This is a genomic window from Glutamicibacter sp. M10 (genome assembly GCF_025452055.1).
GTDB lineage: Bacteria > Actinomycetota > Actinomycetes > Actinomycetales > Micrococcaceae > Glutamicibacter.
The window spans coordinates 289,312-310,984 of the sequence record NZ_CP104918.1 but is presented as its reverse complement, the minus strand read 5'-3'; the positions used below and the strand labels follow the sequence as shown (position 1 = coordinate 310,984).

General features: G+C 53.9%; 20 protein-coding genes and 1 pseudogene. 13 read left to right on the top strand and 8 right to left on the bottom strand.

Annotated elements, in window-relative coordinates:
- Positions 1-89: 89 nt before the first annotated feature.
- From N6V40_RS01525 to N6V40_RS01510, 4 genes are all read left to right on the top strand, one after another.
- Positions 90-371, top strand: coding sequence for a pyrophosphorylase (locus N6V40_RS01525; RefSeq protein ID WP_131090631.1), 282 nt, complete (start codon positions 90-92; stop codon positions 369-371).
- 121 nt (positions 372-492) lie between these two features.
- Positions 493-1,503 (top strand): hypothetical protein, encoded by a 1,011-nt coding sequence (locus N6V40_RS01520; protein ID WP_262198672.1) that lies wholly within the window; start codon positions 493-495, stop codon positions 1,501-1,503.
- Complete coding sequence (locus tag N6V40_RS01515) at positions 1,425-4,184, top strand: DUF6531 domain-containing protein (RefSeq protein ID WP_262198669.1); 2,760 nt, start codon at positions 1,425-1,427, stop codon at positions 4,182-4,184. The genes N6V40_RS01520 and N6V40_RS01515 overlap by 79 nt, the downstream gene beginning before the upstream one ends.
- A gap of 41 nt (positions 4,185-4,225) precedes the next feature.
- Positions 4,226-5,971 carry an RHS repeat protein gene (locus tag N6V40_RS01510; RefSeq protein WP_262198666.1) on the top strand — a complete coding sequence of 582 codons (1,746 nt, stop codon included), beginning with the start codon at positions 4,226-4,228 and terminating at the stop codon, positions 5,969-5,971.
- Positions 5,972-6,273: 302 nt separating this feature from the next.
- Here the strand turns inward: N6V40_RS01510 and N6V40_RS01505 are convergent, their stop codons facing one another.
- Positions 6,274-6,399, bottom strand: a complete 126-nt coding sequence (locus N6V40_RS01505) for a hypothetical protein (protein ID WP_262198663.1) — start codon at positions 6,397-6,399, stop codon at positions 6,274-6,276.
- A 433-nt stretch (positions 6,400-6,832) separates the two neighbouring features.
- Here N6V40_RS01505 and N6V40_RS01500 point away from each other — a divergent pair, with 433 nt between their 5' ends.
- Complete coding sequence (locus tag N6V40_RS01500) at positions 6,833-7,090, top strand: hypothetical protein (protein ID WP_131090628.1); 258 nt, start codon at positions 6,833-6,835, stop codon at positions 7,088-7,090.
- A 295-nt stretch (positions 7,091-7,385) separates the two neighbouring features.
- Entirely contained in the window at positions 7,386-7,682 is a 297-nt protein-coding gene (locus tag N6V40_RS01495; RefSeq protein ID WP_131090627.1) for a hypothetical protein, read from the top strand.
- 311 nt (positions 7,683-7,993) lie between these two features.
- On the opposite strand, the pseudogene N6V40_RS01490 reads toward N6V40_RS01495, so the two are convergent.
- Both N6V40_RS01490 and N6V40_RS01485 read right to left on the bottom strand, forming a co-directional pair.
- Positions 7,994-8,770 (bottom strand): annotated as a pseudogene (locus N6V40_RS01490) (ISL3 family transposase); the annotation flags it as partial.
- Positions 8,771-10,078, bottom strand: a complete 1,308-nt coding sequence (locus N6V40_RS01485; protein ID WP_262198660.1) for an ISL3 family transposase — start codon at positions 10,076-10,078, stop codon at positions 8,771-8,773.
- A gap of 248 nt (positions 10,079-10,326) precedes the next feature.
- Here N6V40_RS01485 and N6V40_RS01480 point away from each other — a divergent pair, with 248 nt between their 5' ends.
- The 4 genes from N6V40_RS01480 to N6V40_RS01465 all read left to right on the top strand — a co-directional run bounded on the left by N6V40_RS01480 (position 10,327) and on the right by N6V40_RS01465 (position 13,402).
- Positions 10,327-10,740 carry a hypothetical protein gene (locus N6V40_RS01480; protein WP_131090624.1) on the top strand — a complete coding sequence of 138 codons (414 nt, stop codon included), beginning with the start codon at positions 10,327-10,329 and terminating at the stop codon, positions 10,738-10,740.
- A 181-nt stretch (positions 10,741-10,921) separates the two neighbouring features.
- Complete coding sequence (locus tag N6V40_RS01475; RefSeq protein ID WP_165477399.1) at positions 10,922-11,071, top strand: hypothetical protein; 150 nt, start codon at positions 10,922-10,924, stop codon at positions 11,069-11,071.
- An 832-nt stretch (positions 11,072-11,903) separates the two neighbouring features.
- Entirely contained in the window at positions 11,904-12,584 is a 681-nt protein-coding gene (locus N6V40_RS01470; protein WP_131090623.1) for a DUF4956 domain-containing protein, read from the top strand.
- Positions 12,584-13,402: a polyphosphate polymerase domain-containing protein gene (locus N6V40_RS01465; protein ID WP_131090622.1), complete on the top strand. Its 819-nt coding sequence runs from the start codon at positions 12,584-12,586 to the stop codon at positions 13,400-13,402. Before N6V40_RS01470 ends, N6V40_RS01465 begins: the two co-directional genes overlap by 1 nt.
- Before the next feature lie 15 nt (positions 13,403-13,417).
- On the opposite strand, the gene N6V40_RS01460 is transcribed toward N6V40_RS01465, so the two are convergent.
- The 3 genes from N6V40_RS01460 to N6V40_RS01450 form a co-directional block, all read right to left on the bottom strand.
- Positions 13,418-14,086 carry a response regulator transcription factor gene (locus N6V40_RS01460; RefSeq protein ID WP_131090621.1) on the bottom strand — a complete coding sequence of 223 codons (669 nt, stop codon included), beginning with the start codon at positions 14,084-14,086 and terminating at the stop codon, positions 13,418-13,420.
- Positions 14,083-15,531 (bottom strand): sensor histidine kinase, encoded by a 1,449-nt coding sequence (locus N6V40_RS01455; RefSeq protein ID WP_242632614.1) that lies wholly within the window; start codon positions 15,529-15,531, stop codon positions 14,083-14,085. Before N6V40_RS01455 ends, N6V40_RS01460 begins: the two co-directional genes overlap by 4 nt.
- Positions 15,532-16,044: 513 nt before the next feature.
- Complete coding sequence (locus N6V40_RS01450; protein ID WP_242632613.1) at positions 16,045-16,530, bottom strand: Lrp/AsnC family transcriptional regulator; 486 nt, start codon at positions 16,528-16,530, stop codon at positions 16,045-16,047.
- Positions 16,531-16,634: 104 nt separating this feature from the next.
- On the opposite strand from N6V40_RS01450, the gene kynU reads away from it, so the two are divergent.
- The 3 genes from kynU (at position 16,635) to N6V40_RS01435 (ending at position 20,197) form a co-directional block, all read left to right on the top strand.
- The gene (gene kynU, locus N6V40_RS01445; protein ID WP_131090619.1) at positions 16,635-17,915 is read left to right on the top strand and encodes a kynureninase; all 1,281 of its coding nucleotides are present in this window, start codon (positions 16,635-16,637) and stop codon (positions 17,913-17,915) included.
- A 125-nt stretch (positions 17,916-18,040) separates the two neighbouring features.
- Positions 18,041-19,423, top strand: a complete 1,383-nt coding sequence (locus tag N6V40_RS01440; RefSeq protein ID WP_131090618.1) for an amino acid permease — start codon at positions 18,041-18,043, stop codon at positions 19,421-19,423.
- A 150-nt stretch (positions 19,424-19,573) separates the two neighbouring features.
- Entirely contained in the window at positions 19,574-20,197 is a 624-nt protein-coding gene (locus tag N6V40_RS01435) for a thymidine kinase (RefSeq protein WP_131090617.1), read from the top strand.
- Between the two features lie 151 nt (positions 20,198-20,348).
- Here the strand turns inward: N6V40_RS01435 and N6V40_RS01430 are convergent, their stop codons facing one another.
- Both N6V40_RS01430 and N6V40_RS01425 read right to left on the bottom strand, forming a co-directional pair.
- Positions 20,349-20,882, bottom strand: a complete 534-nt coding sequence (locus N6V40_RS01430) for a TetR/AcrR family transcriptional regulator (RefSeq protein WP_131090616.1) — start codon at positions 20,880-20,882, stop codon at positions 20,349-20,351.
- A 40-nt stretch (positions 20,883-20,922) separates the two neighbouring features.
- The gene (locus N6V40_RS01425; protein ID WP_165477396.1) at positions 20,923-21,669 is read right to left on the bottom strand and encodes a gamma-glutamyl-gamma-aminobutyrate hydrolase family protein; all 747 of its coding nucleotides are present in this window, start codon (positions 21,667-21,669) and stop codon (positions 20,923-20,925) included.
- Positions 21,670-21,673 lie beyond the last annotated feature (4 nt).

Here is a 21,673-nt window from a genome sequence, read left to right as displayed (position 1 = left end):
CACGGATTGCCACGCCTAGATGAACACAGTGTTAACTAGGCATGACCTTCCGAAACCTAGTTATTGAAACTTGTTAGGAGCTGAATTTCATGTCCCGCGTTCTATCAACCGAACAGGCCAAAACTGCCATCACGGCGTTGCAGAACATCATCACCGGTGGTTTTACCGATCAGATCGATGCTTTGGACTCACAGGGCCGTATCCTCTCTGATCCCAACGTCTGGGATGGCAATCTCGCTTCCCAGTTCCGTGCCGACACTTGGCCAGAAACCAAGGTCGCCTTGGACAAGGCTCGTGCTGAGCTTGAAGAGCTGAACCTGCAGCTTGGCAAGATCTCGGACGATATCTTCTCCGCTGGTGGAAACCAGTAATTTCTTTCGTCGGCATCGAAGCCACCGGCTGGTAACTAAGGCCGCCGGTGGCTTCGTTACGCTTAGCCACCTCATCTTGTGACGCGATAGTTCGCAGCAGCTGATTTCAAGGAGTACTACGATGCACGCAGCTGAAAATCTCACCTTTAATTTCGGTACTGCTGAAACAGTTGCGGGTAAATTCCGTTCAGCGGCACAAAGTGTGAGGGATCAGCAGTCCGGTAGGCAGTCCTTCGTCTCCACGGGTAGCCAGGATTTCAAAGGCGGCTTCGCCGATGGCTTCACCTTTAATGCGGAAACGGCATCAGCTGACGGTACTGAGCTTGCTACGCAACTTGATCAGGTGGCCGAAGCGGCCGAACATCTGGCGAGCCAAGCGAAGGAAGAAAACGAGCGACGACAAGTCGCTCGTGAATACTACGAACACAAAGATTCGTGGCAAGGCAAAGTTGAAGAGTTCTTCCACCTCGAGGGGCCCGCCCCGACAGGGCCTGAATCAAGCCCGGTGACGCCACCGAAACCCATCGAATCAAAGGGCATGGCACGTCAGAGTCCGCTGGAACTTGCCACCGCCTCCAATGGTGTTTCCTCCGGCAACCCAGAAAACCTTCGTTCCTACGCTAATGGTTCGGCAGGCCTCAACGAAGAGTTGTCCGGCCTTCCTGGAACACTGAGCTCACAGCTTTCCAACTTCGCCAGCCAATGCCAGTTCGGCTCCCTGAATGCCGACGGAGTCATCACCGCCTTCAATGACTGGATGACTGCAAATAAGAACGACGTTACCTGGGCACGTACCGTGGCCGATGCTTTCGAGGCAGCTGGCGGCGAAGGTAGCGTTGCCACCGTTTCTAACGCTTCGCTCTTCGCCGCGTTGAAGAACGCCGGGGTTAATGCCAGCCGCACTGACCTTAAAATTCCAGCCGCCCAAGTTAAGGGTGGCGAGACCACAACGGGTTATGCTTCAGACCCAATCAATACCGCCAACGGTAACTTCATCGAGCCAGAGCTCGATTTAGCTTTGTTGGGGCTGCCCAGGCGCTGCGTATTGAACGCATGTACAACAGCATCTCGGAAACCAATGGTTCGTTTGGGCCAGGTTGGGACAGCGTCCTGGACGTCCGGCTGGTACTGAACTCCGAGGGTGCTACCTGTGTCATGTCTGACGGGCGCGAATTGTTCTTCCCTCGCCAAGGTGAAGGCTGGGGCCGCGCCAACGCTGCCAGCTACTGGCTAGCCAAGCACACCATCAACGGCGCGGAACGTCTTATTGTTTCCACCAATGAGGCAGCACAGTGGGCATTCAACACCGCTGGACTTTGGCTATATAGCACCCAGGGTGAAGGTACTCGTATCGACGTGGAACGCGATGAGAACGCTCGCGTATCCCGTCTTGTTCATGAATTTGGTCGCTGGATCAGCATCGAGCGCGTAGCGTCCAAGGATCCGCAGGCGCCCGAGCAACGTGTTGCCAGAGTGGTGTCCAGTGACGGACGCACCTCTTCCTATGAATACAACACCTCCGGCCAGCTCACCGCTGTGACCGCTACCGGTGCTGGTACTCGGCGCTATGAGTGGAATACTGCTGGCCTAATTTACAAGGTCATTGATGCCCATGGCGTTGTTGAAGCAGAGAACACCTATGACGAGAAAAACCGTGTCACCACTCAGGTCTCTGAGTTTGGTCGCACCACACGTTTCGTGTACCTCCCGGGGCTGGTCACTAGCGTCTCTGACGTGGACGGTTCACGTTCGAACACCTATGTTTCAGATCAGCAAGGCCGATTGATCAGCATTACCGATGGCAATGATCAAGAGCAACGCATGGCATATGACCATCACGGCAACTTGCTCAATTCTATTGAGCGTGACGGTGGCGTGACCCGTCATCTGTACGATGACCGTGGACGCCGAATCCGCACCAAAACTCGTGAGGGTGCAGAACTAACCTACGGTTACGATGACTTTGACCGTATTACCGCTGTGGTGGCTGGCAATGGGGGCACCACTGCGTTTGAATACGATGATCAGAACTTTGAATCTGATGCTGAAAGTGGTTCTGCTTTCGGGCCGACTCGTAACCCGTCGGTCATCGTTGATCCCATGGGCGGACGCTCCCAGATGACCTGGGACCACGGTAAGCTCACCCGAGTTGTTGACCCAACAGGTGTTATCGTCACTTTGGGTTATGACGAGTTTGGGGACCTGGCCACGGTTACCAACGCGTACGGCAACACTGCCACCTTTGAACGTGATGGCGCGGGACGACTCATTCGTGCCATCAGCCCGTCAGGGGCCGTGACCTCGTTTGATTACAACGCTGTGGGCAACCTGATTCGCCTCACCGATGCAGAAGGCGGAACCTGGCACTACGAATACGGCACCAATGCCCGGATCAGTGCCAGCATTGATCCGACCGGTGGCCGAACAGCCTACGAATACGATCCTGTCCATGGCCATTTGGTGTCCACGATTGATCCACTGGGCCGTGCCACCAAGCAGTCCTACGATGATCTCGGACATGTAGAAGCGATTACTCTCGCCAACGGCGCACAGTGGTCTTTCGAACATGACCTACTCTCACAGTTAACTTCAGTCACTGATCCGCTCGGTGGATTGTGGCGTAACGAGTACGGCGTGAATGGGGATTTGACGGCCACCGTAGATCCGACCGGTGTGCGGGAATCAGCCTCCAATGATCAGAAGTCTAAGACGCTGACTGTTTCGGATGCGTTCAGCAAAGAAACCATCAAATTTGACGAGTACGGACGTCCCGTCAAGTCCGTTGCTAGCGATGGTTCAGCAGAAGTTATGGTCTATGACCTAGCTGGCCGTGTTGTTGAATTCTTGGACGGTGAAGGACACCTGACCAAGTTCACTTATGACCTAGCTGGCCGCATGATTGAAGAGACCTCTCCGAGTGGTGCAGTGTCCCGGTATGAGCATGATGCTGCCGGACGTCCAAGCCTCATGACTGATCCTTCCGGGGCTCAAGTCCGTTTGGAGTACAACGAGAATTCTCTAGTCATCGCCCGTCACTTCAGTAGTGAAGATCCGCAAGCTGTAGATGGTTGGCTGAGCGAACGCACCCATTACGACAGGCTAGGCCGCGTGATTGCTCAGGGTGCTGCGCGCTTCCAGTACGACGCTTGCGGTCGTATCACCGCGTTGCAAGATCCGCTGCACGGTACACGACGTTTCCAATATGATGCTGCCGGTCAGCTCACGGCCGTCGCTAATGGTGTTGGTGGAGTCACGCAGTACGAGTATGACGTGACGGGTAACTTGGTGAAAACCATTGACCCTCTGGGTAACATAGCCACGCGAGAATACGATGCTGCAGGACGCCTGGTCGCGCAGGTTGATCCGCTAGGACGCAAAACCTCTGCCGGTTATGATGCTGCTGGTCGTTTGATCTGGCAGCGCACCGGTGATGAAACTGGTGTTGAGCAAGAGCTGCGCTGGACGTACGACAACGCAGGCAACCTGAAAACAGTAGGCACCCCAACTCGTGTTTTGGCTGAGTACGCGCGTGATGCTTCCCGCCGTTGCGTCACCATCACTGATCACACCAAAGACGAAAAGCTCCCTGTTGAGCATGTGTTGCGTTATGACGGTGTAGGGAATCTTCTCTCACATACCCGTGACGGTCAGGGCCCATCGTGGGTTTATGACAATGAGGGTCGGATCGTTTCGGTCACTGACCCGACCGGCATGAGTATCTCGTATGGTCATGACATTGTTGGTCGCGTGACGTTGGTGGAACATCCGGTCTTCGGTCAGATTGTTTACACCTATAACCACGAGGGGAGCTGACTTCAGCTACTGCACAACCGAAGGATGCTTCGCATCCCTCGGTGACTCAGTCGTGGGAGTACGCCTACGGTGCTATTAGCCGCCATGAGGTCTCTGGCGATGGCCAGGATCCACTAGTCACCAATATTTCTCGTGATGATTTGGGACGTATCGCTGGTGTTCAAAGTTCTGATGGCGTCGAGGCGCGCTACGCCTTTGATGGGGCGCATCAGCTGGTTGGTGCGTATTCGTTGTCGGGTTCCGAGGGGGTGCAGTTTTCAGAGGAAGCCGTTGTAGTCACGGATTCTGTGGCCGGCGGGCCTGGAACTTTGGTGAGTTCTGAGTGGGTGTATGACACTGCCGGACGATTGATCCGTGAGACTGACGGCGGTACCACTACTGAGTATGTTTATGATGCTGCAAGCCAGTTACTCTCACGGACCACAACCAGTGCTGACGGATCTGAAGAAACTGCCGTCTACGTTTACGACGGCTTGGGCCGTCGCATCAGCGAACGTTCTGACTCGATGGAACGCGTCTTTGAGTGGGCTGAAACAGGTCGACTAGCAAACATCACCACGACAGCTTTGAATCCTGCGACGGGTGCACGTACAGGAGAGACCACAAAGCAGGAGTTGTGGGTTGATGCGCTGGGTGACCTCGCCCAAATTGATGGTACTGATTTGTGGTGGGACACCACTACAGCGACCCCTCAGCTTCTTGCGGTGGGTCAGTCGTCGGTGACTCACGCTCCGGCAGGTAACACGATTGTTGACGGACAGATATCTGTTTCTGGCTGGCGCAGTGAACACCCTTCACACCCTGCAACTCCGTGGTCGCAGCAAACCGTACCCGGCCGTGCGACAGTATCCGGAGCCGGAATGGGCACTGGTTTCGCTGGTATTCCTGGGTTGCCGGAGCATGTTCAGCTCACGGGTAATGGGCAGGTGAATGTTCAGGGTCTGGACTGGCTTGGTGCTCGTTTGTATGACCCGTCGACTCGTGGGTTCTTGAGTACTGATCCGTTGGAGCCGACGACTGGGGCTGGTTGGGCTTCGAATCCTTATTCTTATGCGGGTAATGATCCGGTACATCAGATTGACCCGCTGGGTTTGTCACCGGTGAGCGCTGACGGGCTCAAGTCGTATAACGAAGGCAAGCAGAGTCAGAACATCTGGAACCAGGTGAAATCCGGTGCGGCTTCTGTGGGCAACGCGATCAGCGACAGCTTCTTGGGGGATGCCTGGCGTGGAACCGGTAACTGGATCAAGAAGCATCCCTACATCGCTGGAACAGCTATGGTAGTTGCTGGTGCGGCCCTCATGTTCACCGGTTTTGGCGGACCAGCCGGTGTAGTGCTAATTGGTGCTGCTTCAGGCGCACTTACTTCAGGAGGAGCATCGCTTATTTCTCAACAGGCCACGACCGGAAAAATTGACGGTAACAAAGTCTGGGCAGACGCGGGGATTGGAGCTGCAGGCGGTGCCATCGCCGGTGGACTTGCCGGGGGATTGGTTAAGGGAGCCAAAGCGTCAGTTAGTGCGGTGGGGAATGGGTCAACACGGATAGTGGATAAAGTTGGCCAGAGGTTGTTGAGCAGTGGCACGTCACGTTCTGCGCTTTCTGCCGGTGGGGGTGGTGCGACAAGCAATGTCTTGAGCACACTTTCTGACGGCGAAAAACACAGTTGGGGGATTACGTTGCCTCTGCGGGACTCGGCTTCGGGTTCGGGGCCGGGGGATCAGTTGGAATTGGTAAATTCTCTTCGGCTATGGGCAACTCTGTTACCCGTCGTATTAATAGCTTGAAACCGGTTGTTCGAATGCCAACTCATCGAGCTGATCAGTTGTTGCCAGGGGGCGGGTCCCACTAACGCGGAGCAATACCCATAGGGCAGACGAGCTGAGGTTTAATTGGGGCGGATTTGCCACGGAACAACTATTTGATCGCTTCACTTCCTCGGGCGTAGCGGTTCTCAACACTAGAATGAGTGGAGAAGATTCCGCCACTGGCGCCATGAACTCAGCACTGCAGGGCTTCGCTAATGGCTCCGCCGGAGCCGTAATTGGTCGCCACTAACAAATGAAGAGACTGAACCAATGCCGTCTAACTATTCACGAGCTTTAAAATTGTTTGCGTCCGCCGGCACGCGATTGCGCACCTTTTGGGCGGCAAAAGGCTGGGTTGTAGCGTTGATCGTGTTACCGTTCTTGGCGCTTTGGGTCGGTTTGATCATTATGGGTCCTTGGCTCAACACGGTAGATCGCCAGGAATGGAAGTGCGAGGTGGTTTCTGCCGAACCTAAAGTTGGTGGCGCAGGCCTGCGCGGGGAGCTTTGAACGCTTCTGTGGAGGTTCAAACTAAGAACTGCGGAGAGATCATTCTTGAAGGTAGGGCCGTCGATTTTGATAACAAGGAAACTGTGGCTGCTTCCTTAGAGCCTGGTAGTGAGTGGATCTTTGAAATTGGATGGTTTGCCAGAAACTATTCGATGAAAATTGAGAGGGTTTCGCCAAGCACGCAGTATTATCACCGTGCTGGCTGATTAGGGCTGGTCACGGTGGCCTGTATGTTCGAAGTGCTGTTTTCCAGTGAGGCGTTAGCCGTAGCCGTAACCTATGAGTGAACGGAGATTGCGGATGCGATCACTGGCCTCGAAGGTCTCGCGAATGGCTGCTTCGTTCTATTCCTGGTGGGTTGGCGTGTGGCAAGCAAAAGGTGTCACCATCTCCTTTACCCTTTTTGCATTGATGGCGCTTTCTGGTGGCATGTCCGTTGCCAGCCAAGAGCTCACCACTGGTTCAGTTGACTTGAAGACGGCAGCAAAGGGCGCTCTTGTCGGTGCCCTCTCTGGTGGGCTGGGGTGCCGGCTCCGGGGCTTTCATTGCAACAAAAACGGCTGGAAAGACATTGAACCTAGGCGCTAGGGCGACTATCGGTGCCGGCAGTGGCGCCGCTGAAGGTGCAACATCTAGCACTGTGGAACAACTGGTTAAGAATGATGGCGACTTTAGTCTGAGTGAACTGGGCGGCACAACCCTTGCTGGTGCGCTGCCAGGTGGTATGACAGCGTATAAACCTAAATGATTAGGTAAAGACGTGACTAGAAATTTCACGGGCAAGCTATACCGATCGGGATACACGAAACAGGGCGAGACCCTGTTCCGAGCAGGAGACTCCAAAGGGTTTAGATACGGCGGGTACTGGTCCCATGACCGCCCGGTGGACGAGCTGACGATACGTCATAGCAAAGCAGTTCCGTATCATTGGCCGGGTGACAACGGAGAGCCACTGCCCCGTAATACTCTAGATATTGGTCTCGAAGGTCGCTGGGAGGCGGGAGCCGCAAAATATACCGGCTTGGTGGCGCCACAGAAGGATGCGAAGACAGGTGAACTATTTGAAGGCGGCGGTGGACAAGTACACATCCCTAGACTTTATGGACACCCTGAACGAAAAGAATGGCGCATCAATCAGAAAAAATTAGTCGAAATTAGCGAACCTTGGAACTTGGAATGAACTTAGATAAAAAGTCACATGAAGCCTTCGAGGTGGTTATTGGTGTATTACTTGAGATCAATAAACCCGAGTGGTCGAGATCTTTGAAAGCATTAAAAAGGGGATAGAAGGTACATCTGATTCTCTTGAGGTTCTGCGCCTAAAGAAGCAGGTGGGCGGACTTGTTCGCGCAGGATGGGGAGGTGTCGACGATATGTCCATTCCATACGACGAGGACAAGGATCAAGCTTTCTTCGCGTCAATTATAATTTTGAGAAAATTTGCTCGAACTAATTTAATGGCTCTTAAAAGTTAAGCGTGGCGCAGGATGCTCAGCACGGCCGTAGCCCCGCCGTATACAAGAGTATCCGCACCCGGTAATGATCATGATTCCGGTACCCTCGACCAATACGTTTCAGGTTCTTCGCCGTCAGATTCGCCGCCTCACTCCTAGCGTTGGTCAACCTCGTACGCACGAACACCAACAGTTCCCTTCGCCAAGCCGTGAGCGTGCGGAATAAGGACTTCGCTTCCACCATTTTCGTGGCCTTCACGGATTTCTCCACCACCGCCCACCGGGCCTGGAACTCATGGACATCCGTGGCATTCAACAACTGCCTGACGTGTTCTTTAATCCCGTAAATCACACCCAGTTCAGGATCGGATTCCAGGATCAACTTCAACCGTTCCACTTGCTTGATGGATAGGTTCTCCAGGTTGCAGGTCAATAATTTCCGATACTTATACGCCGGATCAGACACCCGGCCGCGACGGTCAAAGACTTCGTGGGACCTGCGTCGGCGCACCTGAGTAATCATCAGATTCGCACGCTGGATCACATGGAAATGATCCACGCTGATCTTCGCCCTCGGCAGATTCTCTCGCACCGCTTTACGAAACTCTGATGACATGTCGATAGCAACGTATTGGACGCGTTGACGCCAATACCTTGGCCTGGATTTCAACCACTTCTTCACTGCTGCGCCGCGGCGTCCGTCCACGATGTCCAGGATCTTGCCGGTATCCAGGTCCGTAAACACAATCGACCATGGCTCAATGCGAACGACTTTTCCCCTCCGACCTCGGGCGTAGCGGACTTTGCGGGCTCTTCACAAATGAGGGTGTAAAACCTTCCTAAATCCACCGGTCTCCAACAATGACCGTGCGACATAGTGCGTCAAATTTCGGAACCCCAAAGCGATACCCCGCAAATGCTCCAACCGCCCATTCAACGCCTCAGTAGGACCGTTCGAACAGCCAACATGGTCAAAATACGCCAGAATATCGCTCTTCCTACGCCGCAGAGTTCCACCGACCTTCTTCAACTCCGGCAAACCCTTGGGCACCTTCGTTCCTATCTCCTCAATCAACTGCCCCATAGCCCACCGACCGACTTCTGGTTTCGATTGCCGGTACGCATCAACCATCTTCTGATAAACACTCCACACCAGTTCAACCGGCTCATACTCAGGTTTCTTGAACAACGCTTCAACCTTGGCTTTCTGCTTCTCCGTAGCCAATGACAGCCCGGTAGTCAGGGTCCGCCGGCACTGATACAGCGGATCATCTTTGCGCCCTCGATGACCGTGCTGCACCCGTTGAACCCGCTGCCTTGTCTGGTCCAACGCGTCAGATCCGAGCTTGACCACATGAAAAGGATCCAAAACTTCCACGGCTTGAGGTAGCTCTTCAGCGGCAGCGGTTTTGAAGCCTGTGAAACCATCCATCGCGACCACTTCAATACCGTTTTTCCATGCTTCATCGCGTTCAGCAAGCCAGGTCTTAAACACGGCCTTGGAACGGCCGGGAATCATGTCTAATAAACGGGATGCTCCGGTGTCTTCCATGACGGGCGTGAGGTCCACGATGACCGTTACGTATTTATCCCCGTCGCGGGTATGACGCCACACGTGTTCGTCAACGCCAAGGACTTTGACCCCGTCAAAGCGGGTGGAATCATTGATCAGTAACCGTTCACCCTCGGCCAACACCGCGTCATTGGCCGTATTCCACGAAACGCCTAATCCTTCAGCAATCCGTGAGATTGAAAGGTGTTGGTTGACCAGGCCATAGAGCGCCCAACGCAAACCAGTTTTACTGATTTTCTGTCGTGGTGATACAGCTTGGGTGAGGTCTTCACGCCAGACATGGTGGCATTGCGTGCACCGGTACCTGCGGTGACGGATAGCTAGGGCGGTGGGCCGCCAGCTGAACGGTGCGTGCGCGATACGTCTGATGACGGTATCGCGTGGTATTCCTTGGGCTCCGCAGGATTGGCACCATGGGTTTGGGGTGGTGACTTCGCAGAGAATCTCAGCCCTGGCTGAGGTTATGTGTTGAGCGATAGCCGTTAGTCCTAGACTGTCGAGGCCGGTGAAAGTCGTCAGATCCGCTGGGGAATAGATAGAATGGTGCACAGTCGAGGTCTTTCAAGAATCGTTAGTGTGGTAACTTCCATTCTCGTGAAGGCCTCGACTTTTTATTGATTTATGACATGCCTGTGAGCTGTGGTGTTGGGTTTAGGTATCTACACTCTGAATTCGGAAGAGCCTCTTTCGTTGATCGAATATGGGGGAGCTATGGCTTCGACACAAAAATGGTTAGCGTCAATATCGACGGTGCTAGGTTCGTAATTGAACAAACGATAGAGCAGGATGACTGAGCAATGAACGACGAGGATGCGCCAACGACGAAGAAGAAGCTCCAGTTAAATGGACCTGAATCTGAGAGAAACGGAATCCTTGTATCCAGAATCATGCTGGCATCCGCGATTATATCTTCAATTATTGGTGTCGCAGGAATGATACTTATTCCGTTTGACACTGTGCTCGAAAATGTAGGTCGACAAGGCGCTAACATCGGCCCATATGCATTTATCTTATTACCGATTGGTGCATTTATGATCTATAAACAGTTAAGAAAAGGGGTTATAGAGAACAGAGCGAAAAATGACGATGCGAAGACTTCGATCGCAATGCTGAACACGGGAACAGTGTTTGCTTGCTTGTTCGCTTCGCCATTCGTTCTAGGTCAACTTGCTTTCTTGCATGGCTTTGCAGTTGTTGCGGGTCTTTGGTGATTCGTTTTTGCGAACCAAAAGTCACAAATTGAATCTCGTCTGATTTTGCCGGGAACGAATTCGACGTGGACCTGGAGAGCTGTCAATCATACAGGGCGATATACCTGATAATTATCTGAGTAATATGCTCGTGCTTCCACCTTTGAATCGTCTCAGGTTTGTGCCATTTTCTTTTCAAAGAATGGGTAGCAAGCCCACACAGTACACCTCTGAAGTTGAGATCCGCGCAGTGGCCAACGCCTTGGAATGCTTTGACCGGTATAAGTCCGTCTACGCAACCTACGCAGACATGGCACTAAAGCTGAACGTCGGCAAAGAAACCTTGTGGTGATGCGTCATTCCAATGCACTTTGCTAGACCAGCCATTTTCTGTTTGGCGGGTGGGACCGTTCAGCATTGGCCGCGACTGGGTATGTGCACCTCGTAGATACCAAGCTGAAGAGGGGCAGAATCAGGGGCTCTAATCCACTGGACGGAAAGTATTCAGAGTTGCCGAGCGGCCAAATTTCATTGAAGCATTCCTCGAGTACCAATCGGCTCCAAAGATCCATTCGCTGCCAGGGTCAAAGGACGCAGCGAGCTCTTCAGGCGTGGCAAAGCGTTGGGGCAGTCGCTCGATTAGGACCCTGCCACAGTTGGTGGTGTGCACGATAACGTAGTGGTCACTGCTGTATCGGGAAGTTCTGTGGGTACGGTCATCCGAGGCTGGCGAGGCGTACTCGACTTTGCACCTAATATCTTGACGGTCCAAATTATTGAGAAAAAGATTCCCTACTAGATCACCCATGACGAGTATCAAGCACACAACACCAAGGCATGCGCCAACTACCTTAATCCCATGGCCTTTTGCTTCCCAGAATTTGGTCCACCACTTGTGCAGCGATCTGAGCATTTCTAGGACTTTTGTCTTCATGCTTTGCGTTGGCCACCAAATCAATTTTGAGATTGCTACTGCCAGTAAGCCTATCGGTTGGTTTCCATATCATCTGTTGAAAGCCATCAAGGGCCAGTCTGGCTCGACAGACAGTCAACCGAAACATCAGGTCAAGTCTCATTCAGAAATATGAGGGCATTCTCATCCAGTTCTACTTTTGTCTTCATTCTGTTCACCTACAGTTCACCTAGAAGAGATCATCGCCTCACGCTTTTTGAAAGGGATAAGAATGTTGTCTTTCTGGACAGGACTAGCTTCAAACGTCATTGGTATTACCGTGCTGGTGTACTTCGTATACTTCCGCCGCCACTTCCGCCGAGACCTTGTTCTTGCGTACATCGCGTTGAGCATGGGCATCTTTGCGGTCACCTTGCTACTTTCAGGCAGCGGGGCAGGCATGGGACTAGGCCTAGGCCTCTTCGGCATCCTTTCAATCATTCGCCTGCGGTCTGACACCCTGACCCAGGAAGAAGTTGCTTACTACTTCATTTCGCTGGCTATCGGTTTGGTCAACGGACTACACCCAGACCCAGCCTGGCTTGCTCCGTCTGCCACCGCGGCTCTTGTACTGGTGATGTTTGTAGCTGATCACCCGAGCTTTGCCCCGCGCACCGAACGCCAAACCGTCACCTTAGAAAAGGCCTACCCGAAAAAGGCCGAACTACAGGCGGCGCTTGAGCAGCTATTAGATGCCAAGGTTTTGCGCACCGTAGTTATTGAGCTGGATATGGTTCGAGATCTGACCATCGTTGACGTCCGGTTCCGTACTAACGCTGGCGCCTCAGCGAAGACGGCGGACCATCCTGGAAATGCAGAGTCCTTCCCCGGAACTTACGAACTGGCCAAGGGGCAGACGCCGTCCTCGGCTTCCTCCGTACAGAACGGAGCCAAGCAGGAGACGTGGTCCTAATGACTGTGCTTGATAGTCGCAGCCACACAGCAAGGGCAACAACGGCCCGTGCTGCACTGGAAGAAGCCGTTGCCTACCGAGAACCAATCAGCTTGGACGAAGTGGTGTCCGAGGCTGCTTTGCAGACCCGTGTTGATAAGAAATTTCTGCTCACCCCTGAGCAGTTCACCGCTTTGTCAGAGCATCTAGGTGAGAAGTTCAAGATCATGCAGATTGATGGTTTGCGTACCTTCCGGTACGAATCCGTGTACTTCGATACCGAGGACTTTGACCAGTATCGGGCTCACCGCCAAGGGCGGCGCAGGCGTTATAAGGTTCGTTCGCGAACCTACGCTGACACCGGACTGTCGATGTTTGAGATCAAGACCAAGGGCTTGCGCGGGGCAACGGTGAAACATCGGATCCAGCAGGATCTGGATCAGGCCGGAGCGCTGACCGAAGATAACCTGCAGTTCCTGGAATTCGTGCTGGAGAGCGAATACGGTCAGCAAGTCCCTGAACTGCAACCGGTGCTGGACAGTTCTTATACCCGGGCGACCTTCGTGAACCCGGTGGATTCTGAACGCCTGACCTGCGATGTCGAATTGGAATACGCCAATTCGGGTAGGAAGATCAACGGACCGGATTTGATCGTGGTTGAGACCAAATCTGCTGATGGACGTGGGGCTTCTGACCGTGCGCTTGCAGGGTTGGGCATTAGAGAAGTATCCATGTCCAAATACTGCATCGGCGTGGCTCTACTGAATCCGCATCTTCCGGCCAACCGGTGGAGCAGATTATTGCAGCAGAACTTTGTCCCGGACCCGACCCTTCGCTAGGCCGCGCACCGCGAGCTATTTTGAGGTGGCTAGCCGGTAGCCAAAACCTCGCACGGTTTCAAAGCGTGTTGAGCCGAGCTTATTGCGAAGGTACCGCACATATACATCAACCACGTTGGAACCGGGATCAAAATCGTAGCCCCAGACTCGGGAGAGCAGCTGCTCACGGCTGAGCACCTGACCAGGGTTGCGTAAAAAGGCCTCGGCCAGAGCAAATTCGCGAGCAGAAAGATCCACTTCCGTTGAGTTCACGGTGACCCGTCGGCGCAGCAGATCCATGTGCAGATTTTCATGGCTCAGTGAAGAGACTTCAGGAGCATTGTCTTCGGTCCGCAAGCGTAAGCGGACCCGGGCTAATAGCTCATCAAAGTGGAACGGCTTGGCCATATAGTCATCGGCACCATTTTGCAGTCCGGCTACGGTATCTTCGACACTTCCGCGCGCGGTCAGGATGATTACCGGGGTAGAGATCTGCGCTGCGCGCAGTCGTCGTAGGACCGAGAAGCCATCTTCATCTGGTAGGCCTAAATCCAAGATGATCAACTCGTGCTCACCATCGAGCGCTTGAGTGAATCCCTCGTGCCCGGTCTCAGCGATGGAAGAGGTCAGCCCAGCAGCCCGTAGTCCCTTGGCCACAAAAGAACTGATGCGCGGTTCATCTTCAACGATCAATATTTGGCTCATGATTCCTTATTTCCAGTCGACAGCGGCAGATCAATGTAGAACGTGGAACCCTTGTTTGGCTCCGAACTTACCCAGACTCGTCCACCGTGAGTTTCGGCGATGGCTTGCACAATATTTAGCCCCAAACCGGATCCGGAAGAGCGGGCAGAATTCTGTCCACGTCCGAAGCGTTCAAAGATTCGTTCCAGATCATCGGGGTGAATGCCAAGGCCAGCATCGGAGACCCACCAACGCAAGGTAGTTTCACCCTGCCCGTTGCGCAGGATCTCGTTGCCTAACGCAATACGGCTATCGTCCTTGGAGAATTTCACTGCGTTAGCGCATAACTGCAGCATGGCCTGGGTCAGGCGTATCGGGTCCAGCCTGACCGTGGCCTCGGTGCGGTAGTCGATACGCCACTGGCGTTGGCCCAACCCACGAGCCTTATCCAGAATGTCATCAAGAAGCTTGCCCACCTGGACCGGCTCAATCTGCAGGAAGTCCGTACGGTTGGATTTGGCCAAGGTCACCAGATCATTGATCAGCAACGACATTCGGCCCAGCTCATCCATGGCAATATCGCGGCTCTGTTTTACATCCTGTGGGTCCGCAGGATCCATGAGCTCTAGATGTCCATTGATGATGGTCACCGGGGTGCGAAGCTCATGTCCCACATCGTCCAGTAGCTGGCGTTGGGCTTTGAGCGCACCTTCAAGACGGTCAAGCATTTCATTAACGGTGACGGTCAAGTCCGCAAATTCGTCATTGCCGGAGACCTCAATGCGCTGGGAAACATCGGTTTCGGAGATCTGCTGAGCGGTTGTTTGCAATCTTCGAATCGGCTCCAGCATCCGGCCCACAAGCAACCAAGCGGCTAAAGCAGCAACAAGTATGACCGAAGCACCCACGGCACTGTAGATCATGAAATTCCGGTCATTGGCAATGGCTTCGGCCGAGTAGTCGTAGGCCAAAACAAAAGAACCGTATTCGTGGTCCGCCGGCAAGCTGACCGGAACAACAACCGCACGATAGGTGGCGATATCCGTTTTTACCGTACCCAGCCGGATGTGGTTGCTTTCTTGTACCTGGAAGGCCCATTCCAGGAATTCGGGGTCATCTTCCAACCGGGTGCCCACGATATCCGGTGCCGTCCAGCGAACCTCTTTACCAACGAGGGAGACCATTCCCTGTTTAGGCGAGGGCAGGGTGCGCTGCATGGCGATATAGAGCAGGTCTTCGGCGTGCTCAAAACGTTTCATGGTTCGCGGGTCCACGCCGGTTTCGGTCAGGACACCGAATTCTTTGACTGACCGGGAGAGTGATTCATCCAGACGTTCATTAAGTTCGTGGCGTTGCACGGCGAAGCTCGCCGCTCCGGCGGCCACAAGCGCCAAGCCGACCAAGAGCAACATGCCGGTGAGCACACGAGCGCGAATGGACCATCGGCGTTCGGGCGCTTTAGTCATCGTCATCTACGTCGTCGGCCTCATCGTCATCATCATCAGACTCGTAATCGTCATCATCGTCGTCGTCATCGTAGTTTTGGTTGCCTGATGGAGGCAAAGGTGTGACGGTTTTTTAGGCGGAGCGGGAGTCACAGGTTTTGGTTTGGGCTTTGGCGTCGCGGTGGGCTTGGGCGAAGGTTTCTTGGTAGAGCTACTTGGCTTGGGGGTAGGGCTAGGCGTTGGTGTTGGTTTGGCCGTTTTGGACTCTGCTGGAGTGGATGAGGGGGTTGGTTCTCGGGGTGCATCGGTGGTGGGGGACGGCGAATCTTCCTTGAAGATAAACCCTTCGCCTAGATCCTGATCGGAGGGGCCACCTAGTGCACGGCTGATTCCAAATGCTCCTAGACAGATGAGCGCTACAACAGCGATTGAAGCCACGACGCGGCGCAATGTTTCCTTTCCCATGCCACTCATTGTTCCGGACGCAAATGAGATCTAGATGAGAGATGCCACGCGACGACGCTGAGGGCAGGATTAGCGTAGATGCTCAAAGATGATCACTGTTTGGGTTGAAGAAAACGCTCTGTTTGATCCCAGATGCGTAGCGACAAAAGTACGCAGATCATCGATGCTCCGGGTGGCTACTCGAACCAGTAGATCGGGGGAGCCACCTAGGACAAAGACTTCTTTAACTTCAGGCAGTTCTTGCAGGGACTTCGCCGAAGAAAGCAGCCGGTCCCGGGCGGCTGGAGAAACGAGTACAGAGATCATCGCATTGACCGTGACACCAAGGAGTTTTTCGTTGATCGCTGCGTGGTATCCGGTGATGATGCCAGCGGAGGATAAGGCTTTGACCCGGCCCAAGCAGGTAGAAGGAGCCACACCAACCTTGGCAGCGAGAATGTTGTTGGCAATCCGGGCGTCTTTGCTCAGTTCCGAGAGGATCGCTAGGTCGGTGGCATCAACGCGAACAGGATTCGGAACGGCATCACCTTGCACCGTCCAGAGGGAATTATCCACGGGTATCTCATCTCATTCTTTATCAAAGTTCGAATTTGGTCGCATGATCTCGTGTTTGATTCTACGATGTCTACAGCGTAGAGAACTGAAATCTTAGGAGCACAATGCCTGCCGAGCTGACCCGCCAATCTTTAGCCCAGCTGGATGAGGCGGATCCCTTAACCGCTTTTGGGGATCGTTTCATCTTGCCTGAGGACACCATCTATCTGGATGGAAACTCGTTGGGTGCCCTTCCCAAGGGGGCATCAGAACGAGCAGCCCAAGTGGTCAGCGAAGAATGGGGCCAGGGGCTGATCCGTTCGTGGAATACTGCTGGCTGGTTCGATTTGCCACTCAAATTAGGCGACAAGCTAGGCAGCCTACTTGGTGCAAAGCCAAATGAAACTGCCATCACGGATACGACTACGTTGAACCTGTTTAAGGCGTTGGCCTCAGCCTTGCGCACGCAAAAAGCTGACGCTCCTGAGCGCCGGGTGATTCTGACCGAACGAGATAATTTCCCCACCGATATCTACATCGCCGAAGGTCTGGCTGACCTGGTCAACTCGCTGTCGCAGGAGACTGGTGTCGCTTATGAAGTGAAGCTGATTGATGACGAGGCTTCACTGCGTGCCGCATTGGACGATACCGTGGTAGTAGTAGCGCTGTCGCACGTCAATTACCGCACCGGTGCCATGTGGAACATGGATGAAATCACTGCGGCGGTTCATGCTGCTGGTTCGCTGGTTATCTGGGATCTGGCCCATGCCGCCGGTGCGGTACCGGTAGATCTGAACGCAGCAGACGCTGACTACGCGGTGGGTTGCACCTACAAATACCTCAATGGTGGACCAGGCTCACCGGCCTTCATCTGGGTTAATGCCCGCCACCATGAACGTTTCTGGCAGCCACTGTCGGGTTGGTGGTCCCACAACAGGCCGTTCGAAATGTCCCAAAGCTACACCCCTGCCAATGACATCCGCCGATTCATGTGCGGTACCCAGCCAATGACCTCACTGGCCATGGTTGAAGTAGGGCTCGATATTGCCATAGAAGCAGATATGGCTCAGCTGCGTGCCAAGTCGCTGGAGCTCGTGGACCTGTTCATCAACCTAGTTGAGACGCGATGCGCTGGCTACGGACTGGAACTGGTGACCCCACGAGAGCATGCCGCACGTGGTAGCCACGTGAGCTTCCGCCACGAACACGGTTATGAAATCATTGCGGCGCTCATCGACCAAGGAGTGATCGGGGACTACCGCGAGCCTGAGGTCCTGCGCTTTGGCATTACCCCGCTGTACCTAACGCGCACCAATATTTGGGATGCCGTGGAGAAACTGCGTGAAATTCTGCACACCGACTCGTGGCAGCGCGAAGAGTACGCCGTACGAAATGCCGTGACCTAACCGGGAAAGCGGTAGCCACTACTTTGGGGGCTCTAGACTCTGGCCAGCAATGGCCAGAGTACGCTTATACGCAGCACGGTATGTTCTGATGCCGTGCTGTTTGTATGAGATTTGAAGGAGCATTGTTGGGCAAGCAGCCGGTACGCGCCACTGACATCGGGTCGGGGCTGAAAAAATCACTGACCCCTGCGCAGATGTCCATGATCGCCCTGGGCAGTGCCATTGGCACCGGACTTTTTGCTGGCAGCAAGTTGGCCATCATGATGGCTGGCCCGTCGGTAATCCTCAGCTACGTGATCGGTGGTGTGGTTGCCTTGCTGGTCATGGGTGCGCTCGCCGAAATGACGGTCAAGCAGCCGGTGGCTGGATCCTTCGGCGTTTACGCTGAACGCTATCTGGGTCGATTTGCCGGATACCTGACCAAATATTTGTATTGGTCTGCACTGATCTTTGCGGTAGGCACCGAGGTCAGCGCAGTAGGCGAGTATATGCAGTACTGGTTCCCACAGATTCCCGGACTGTGGTGGGTGGCCATTTTCTCCGCCGTTCTTTTGGCGGTGAACTTCTCCAGCGTGAAGATCTTCGGAACCACCGAATACTGGTTCTCGGCAATTAAAGTTTTTGCCGTCCTTGCCTTCATCATCATTGCCCTGTGGCTGGTCTTCCATAATTCTCAAGATCAGTTTGGGGTGCATAACTACAGCGCTGAAGGTGGATTCTTCGCCAACGGATTGTTTGGCACCTGGAGCGCGGTGATTGTTGCGATCTTCTCTTATATGGGAATTGAAGCCATCTCGATTGCCGCAGCCGAGGCCCACAATCCAAAGATTGCGGTGCGCAAATCCTTCAAGGTTTCCTTCCTCAGGCTCTTGCTGTTCTACGTATTCACCATGGCCCTGATCCTGGCGGTGGCACCAACCAGCGAACTGATTTCCGGTGGCTCACCCTTTGTCACGGTGATGTCCCAAGTTGGTATTCCCTTTGCTGATTCCGTGCTGAATTTTGTATTGATCATTGCTGCACTGTCGGCCATGAACGCACAGCTTTATGCCGCCACACGGATGTTGCATTCTCTAGCTGACTCGGGCCACGCGCCACGCATGGCTTTTCGGACTAACCGTTCCGGGGCGCCGATTCATGCGGTGTGGATGTCTGCCGGCGGCATTGGAGTCGCAGCTATTGTTTATGCACTGGTCCCGGATGGAGGGTTTGGCATCATGCTGTCCTTGGCCACCTTTGGTGCCTTGGCTACGTGGTTCATGATTCTGATAACCCATGTTTCCTTCCGGCGCAGGGTGAAGAAGGAGCAGGTGGTTTTGGAGTACAAATTGCTTGGATATCCAGCTGCATCCATCTTGGGTGCGCTGCTGTTGGCGGCGCTGCTGGCGACTTCCTTCTTTGTTCCTCAGTTCAAGTACACCTTGATCTTCGGCGTGCCATTTGTTGTGGTGATGTCAGTCTTGTATTGGGTGGTCTTTGCTAGAAAGCCAAAGCGGGACACCCTCTAGATTTCGGTAACTCGAACTTCCAACGCCAGCTGTGAGTTGAGTTGGATTGGGCGCTGCACCGAGTGTAACTACCGGTGAATAACGGAGCTGGCACTAAGATCGTAGGGTGCCCGCTAGTTGGTAGGCGCAACGATTCTTCAAGGAGCGATAGTGGCCAAGTTGTATTTCCGCTACGGAGCAATGAATTCTGGCAAGTCCACGAGTTTGCTTCAGGCTGCTTTCAACTATGAAGAACGTGGCCAGCGCATCCTGCTGGCCAAACCGGGTGTTGATACCAAGGGTGAGAACTCCATCGTTTCGCGTTTGGGGATCAAGCGCATCACGGACTTCACCATTGGGCCAGAGGATAACGTCCGGGAGCAGTTCGCAGCCCAAAGTTCAGGGGACGACCCAGATGCATTGCTCACCCATGTAGATGCTCCACCCGTGGCCTGCCTTTTGGTGGATGAAGCGCAGTTCTTGTCGAGCGAGCAGGTTGATGACTTGTTGCGTATCGCGGTGCTGGATAACGTACCGGTCTTGGCTTACGGCATTCGCACTGACTTCCGCACCCATGCATTCCCTGGGTCGGCACGCTTGATGGAGCTTGCCCACTCTTTGGAAGAGCTGAAGACCATTTGCCGTTGTGGACGCAAGGCCATGTTTAACACCCGACGGGTCGGCGAAGCTGTGGTCTTTGACGGGGATCAGGTAGCCATCGACGGCGAAGACGTTTGGTACGAATCGCTGTGCGCCTCGTGCTACCTCGAAGCCTCCGGCGGGAAACTCAGCTAACACTCGATGCGATGGGCTTCTTGCAAACTATGTAAGTGAAGAAGCTCCCTTTTGCCGCAGCAGAGTCCGGGAGCCCGCAACATTTACAAAGCCAGAGGCCGGTGCCAGTTGCGTTTCTTCAGAATTCAGTATAAAGCTATTTTCCCAGCGGTCAGCTAATCAATCCCGCAACAGCCCGTTGCAGTCCCCAATCGAACCCATCCGCTAATGGTGCATCAACGTCCAATTGCACGAGGTTCTGTCGGAAGGCAACAGACCCCAGGATGTGGTTGAGCAGTAATTGTTGTCCGTGGCGGGCCTGCTCGGTGGAAAGCCCTGAAGATTCCAAAAGGTCACGCAACTGCAATACTGGCGCCAATTCGGTGACTTGCATCGCGGTGGCAACTTCGATGACTTCAGGGCTGTCTTGTATCGGCAATAACGCGAGATAAAGGCGGCGCGAGAGTTGAAGAATCGCATCTGCAGGAGCGCTAAAATCTTCAGCATTAACCGAGAGCTGCGGGGTATTAAGCAGCTTGGCAGCCACCTGAGCTAGCAGTTCCTGCTTGTTCTTCACATGCCAGTAGAGAGCCCCAACTTGAACATCCAGCTCTTTGGCCAAACGACGCATCGACAAGTCAGCTAACCCGAATTGCTGCAGGATAGTGACTGCGGTGTCCACCACCGTATTTTGGGTCAATGCCATAATTCCAAGTCTAGCCTCCGGAACCCTTTGACTCTGGAGGTTAGCTGTTGATGAGCTCTGGAAGTATGCCGGAAACTTGCTCGTGCTGCGTAGCTAGGCGCTGAATCAACATGCGGAGCTGGGTGGAGGCAGTCTGCGGATGTTCCGGGTGCCATTGCACGGCGGTCACTGGCGCTGACTCATGAATGACGGCTTCAATAATGTCATCGGTGGACATGGCAGCGATTTGCAGACCTGTGCCCAATTCGTGAATGGCTTGATGGTGCGTGCACTTGTGGCTGGTCTTGGAAGATAGATCTTCCTGAAGCTCAGTGCTGATCGAGTCCAGGCGGGTATCAACAAATGGATCGCTGCCGGTGCTGCGGTGAGCATCTGCGTTCTCCAGATGTTGAATCAAAGTGCCACCCAAAGCAACGTTTAATAACTGCAACCCTCGGCAGATTCCCAACAGTGGGGTCTTGGTAGTGATGGCATGCTGGATAGCTGCGATCTGGTTCCGATCCGCTGCAAGCTCATGATAACCACCGCCCGGGTAAGCAGAGCTGCGACCATACAGCGAAGGTTCAACATCTTCACCACCCATGATGATCACGGCGTCAGAAGCATCAACAATCTGCAGCATCTGCTCGACGCTCAGATCATTACAGGGCACTAAGGACGCATTGTGTCCGGCATCGATGATCTGACCTACAGTGTTTTCGTTGAGCTCATCAAGTTCCGTTTGGAATTGCGGGTTGTGGGGACGAGACTCACGAATGTGCAGGACCGAAAAATTCAAAGGTGCCAAGACT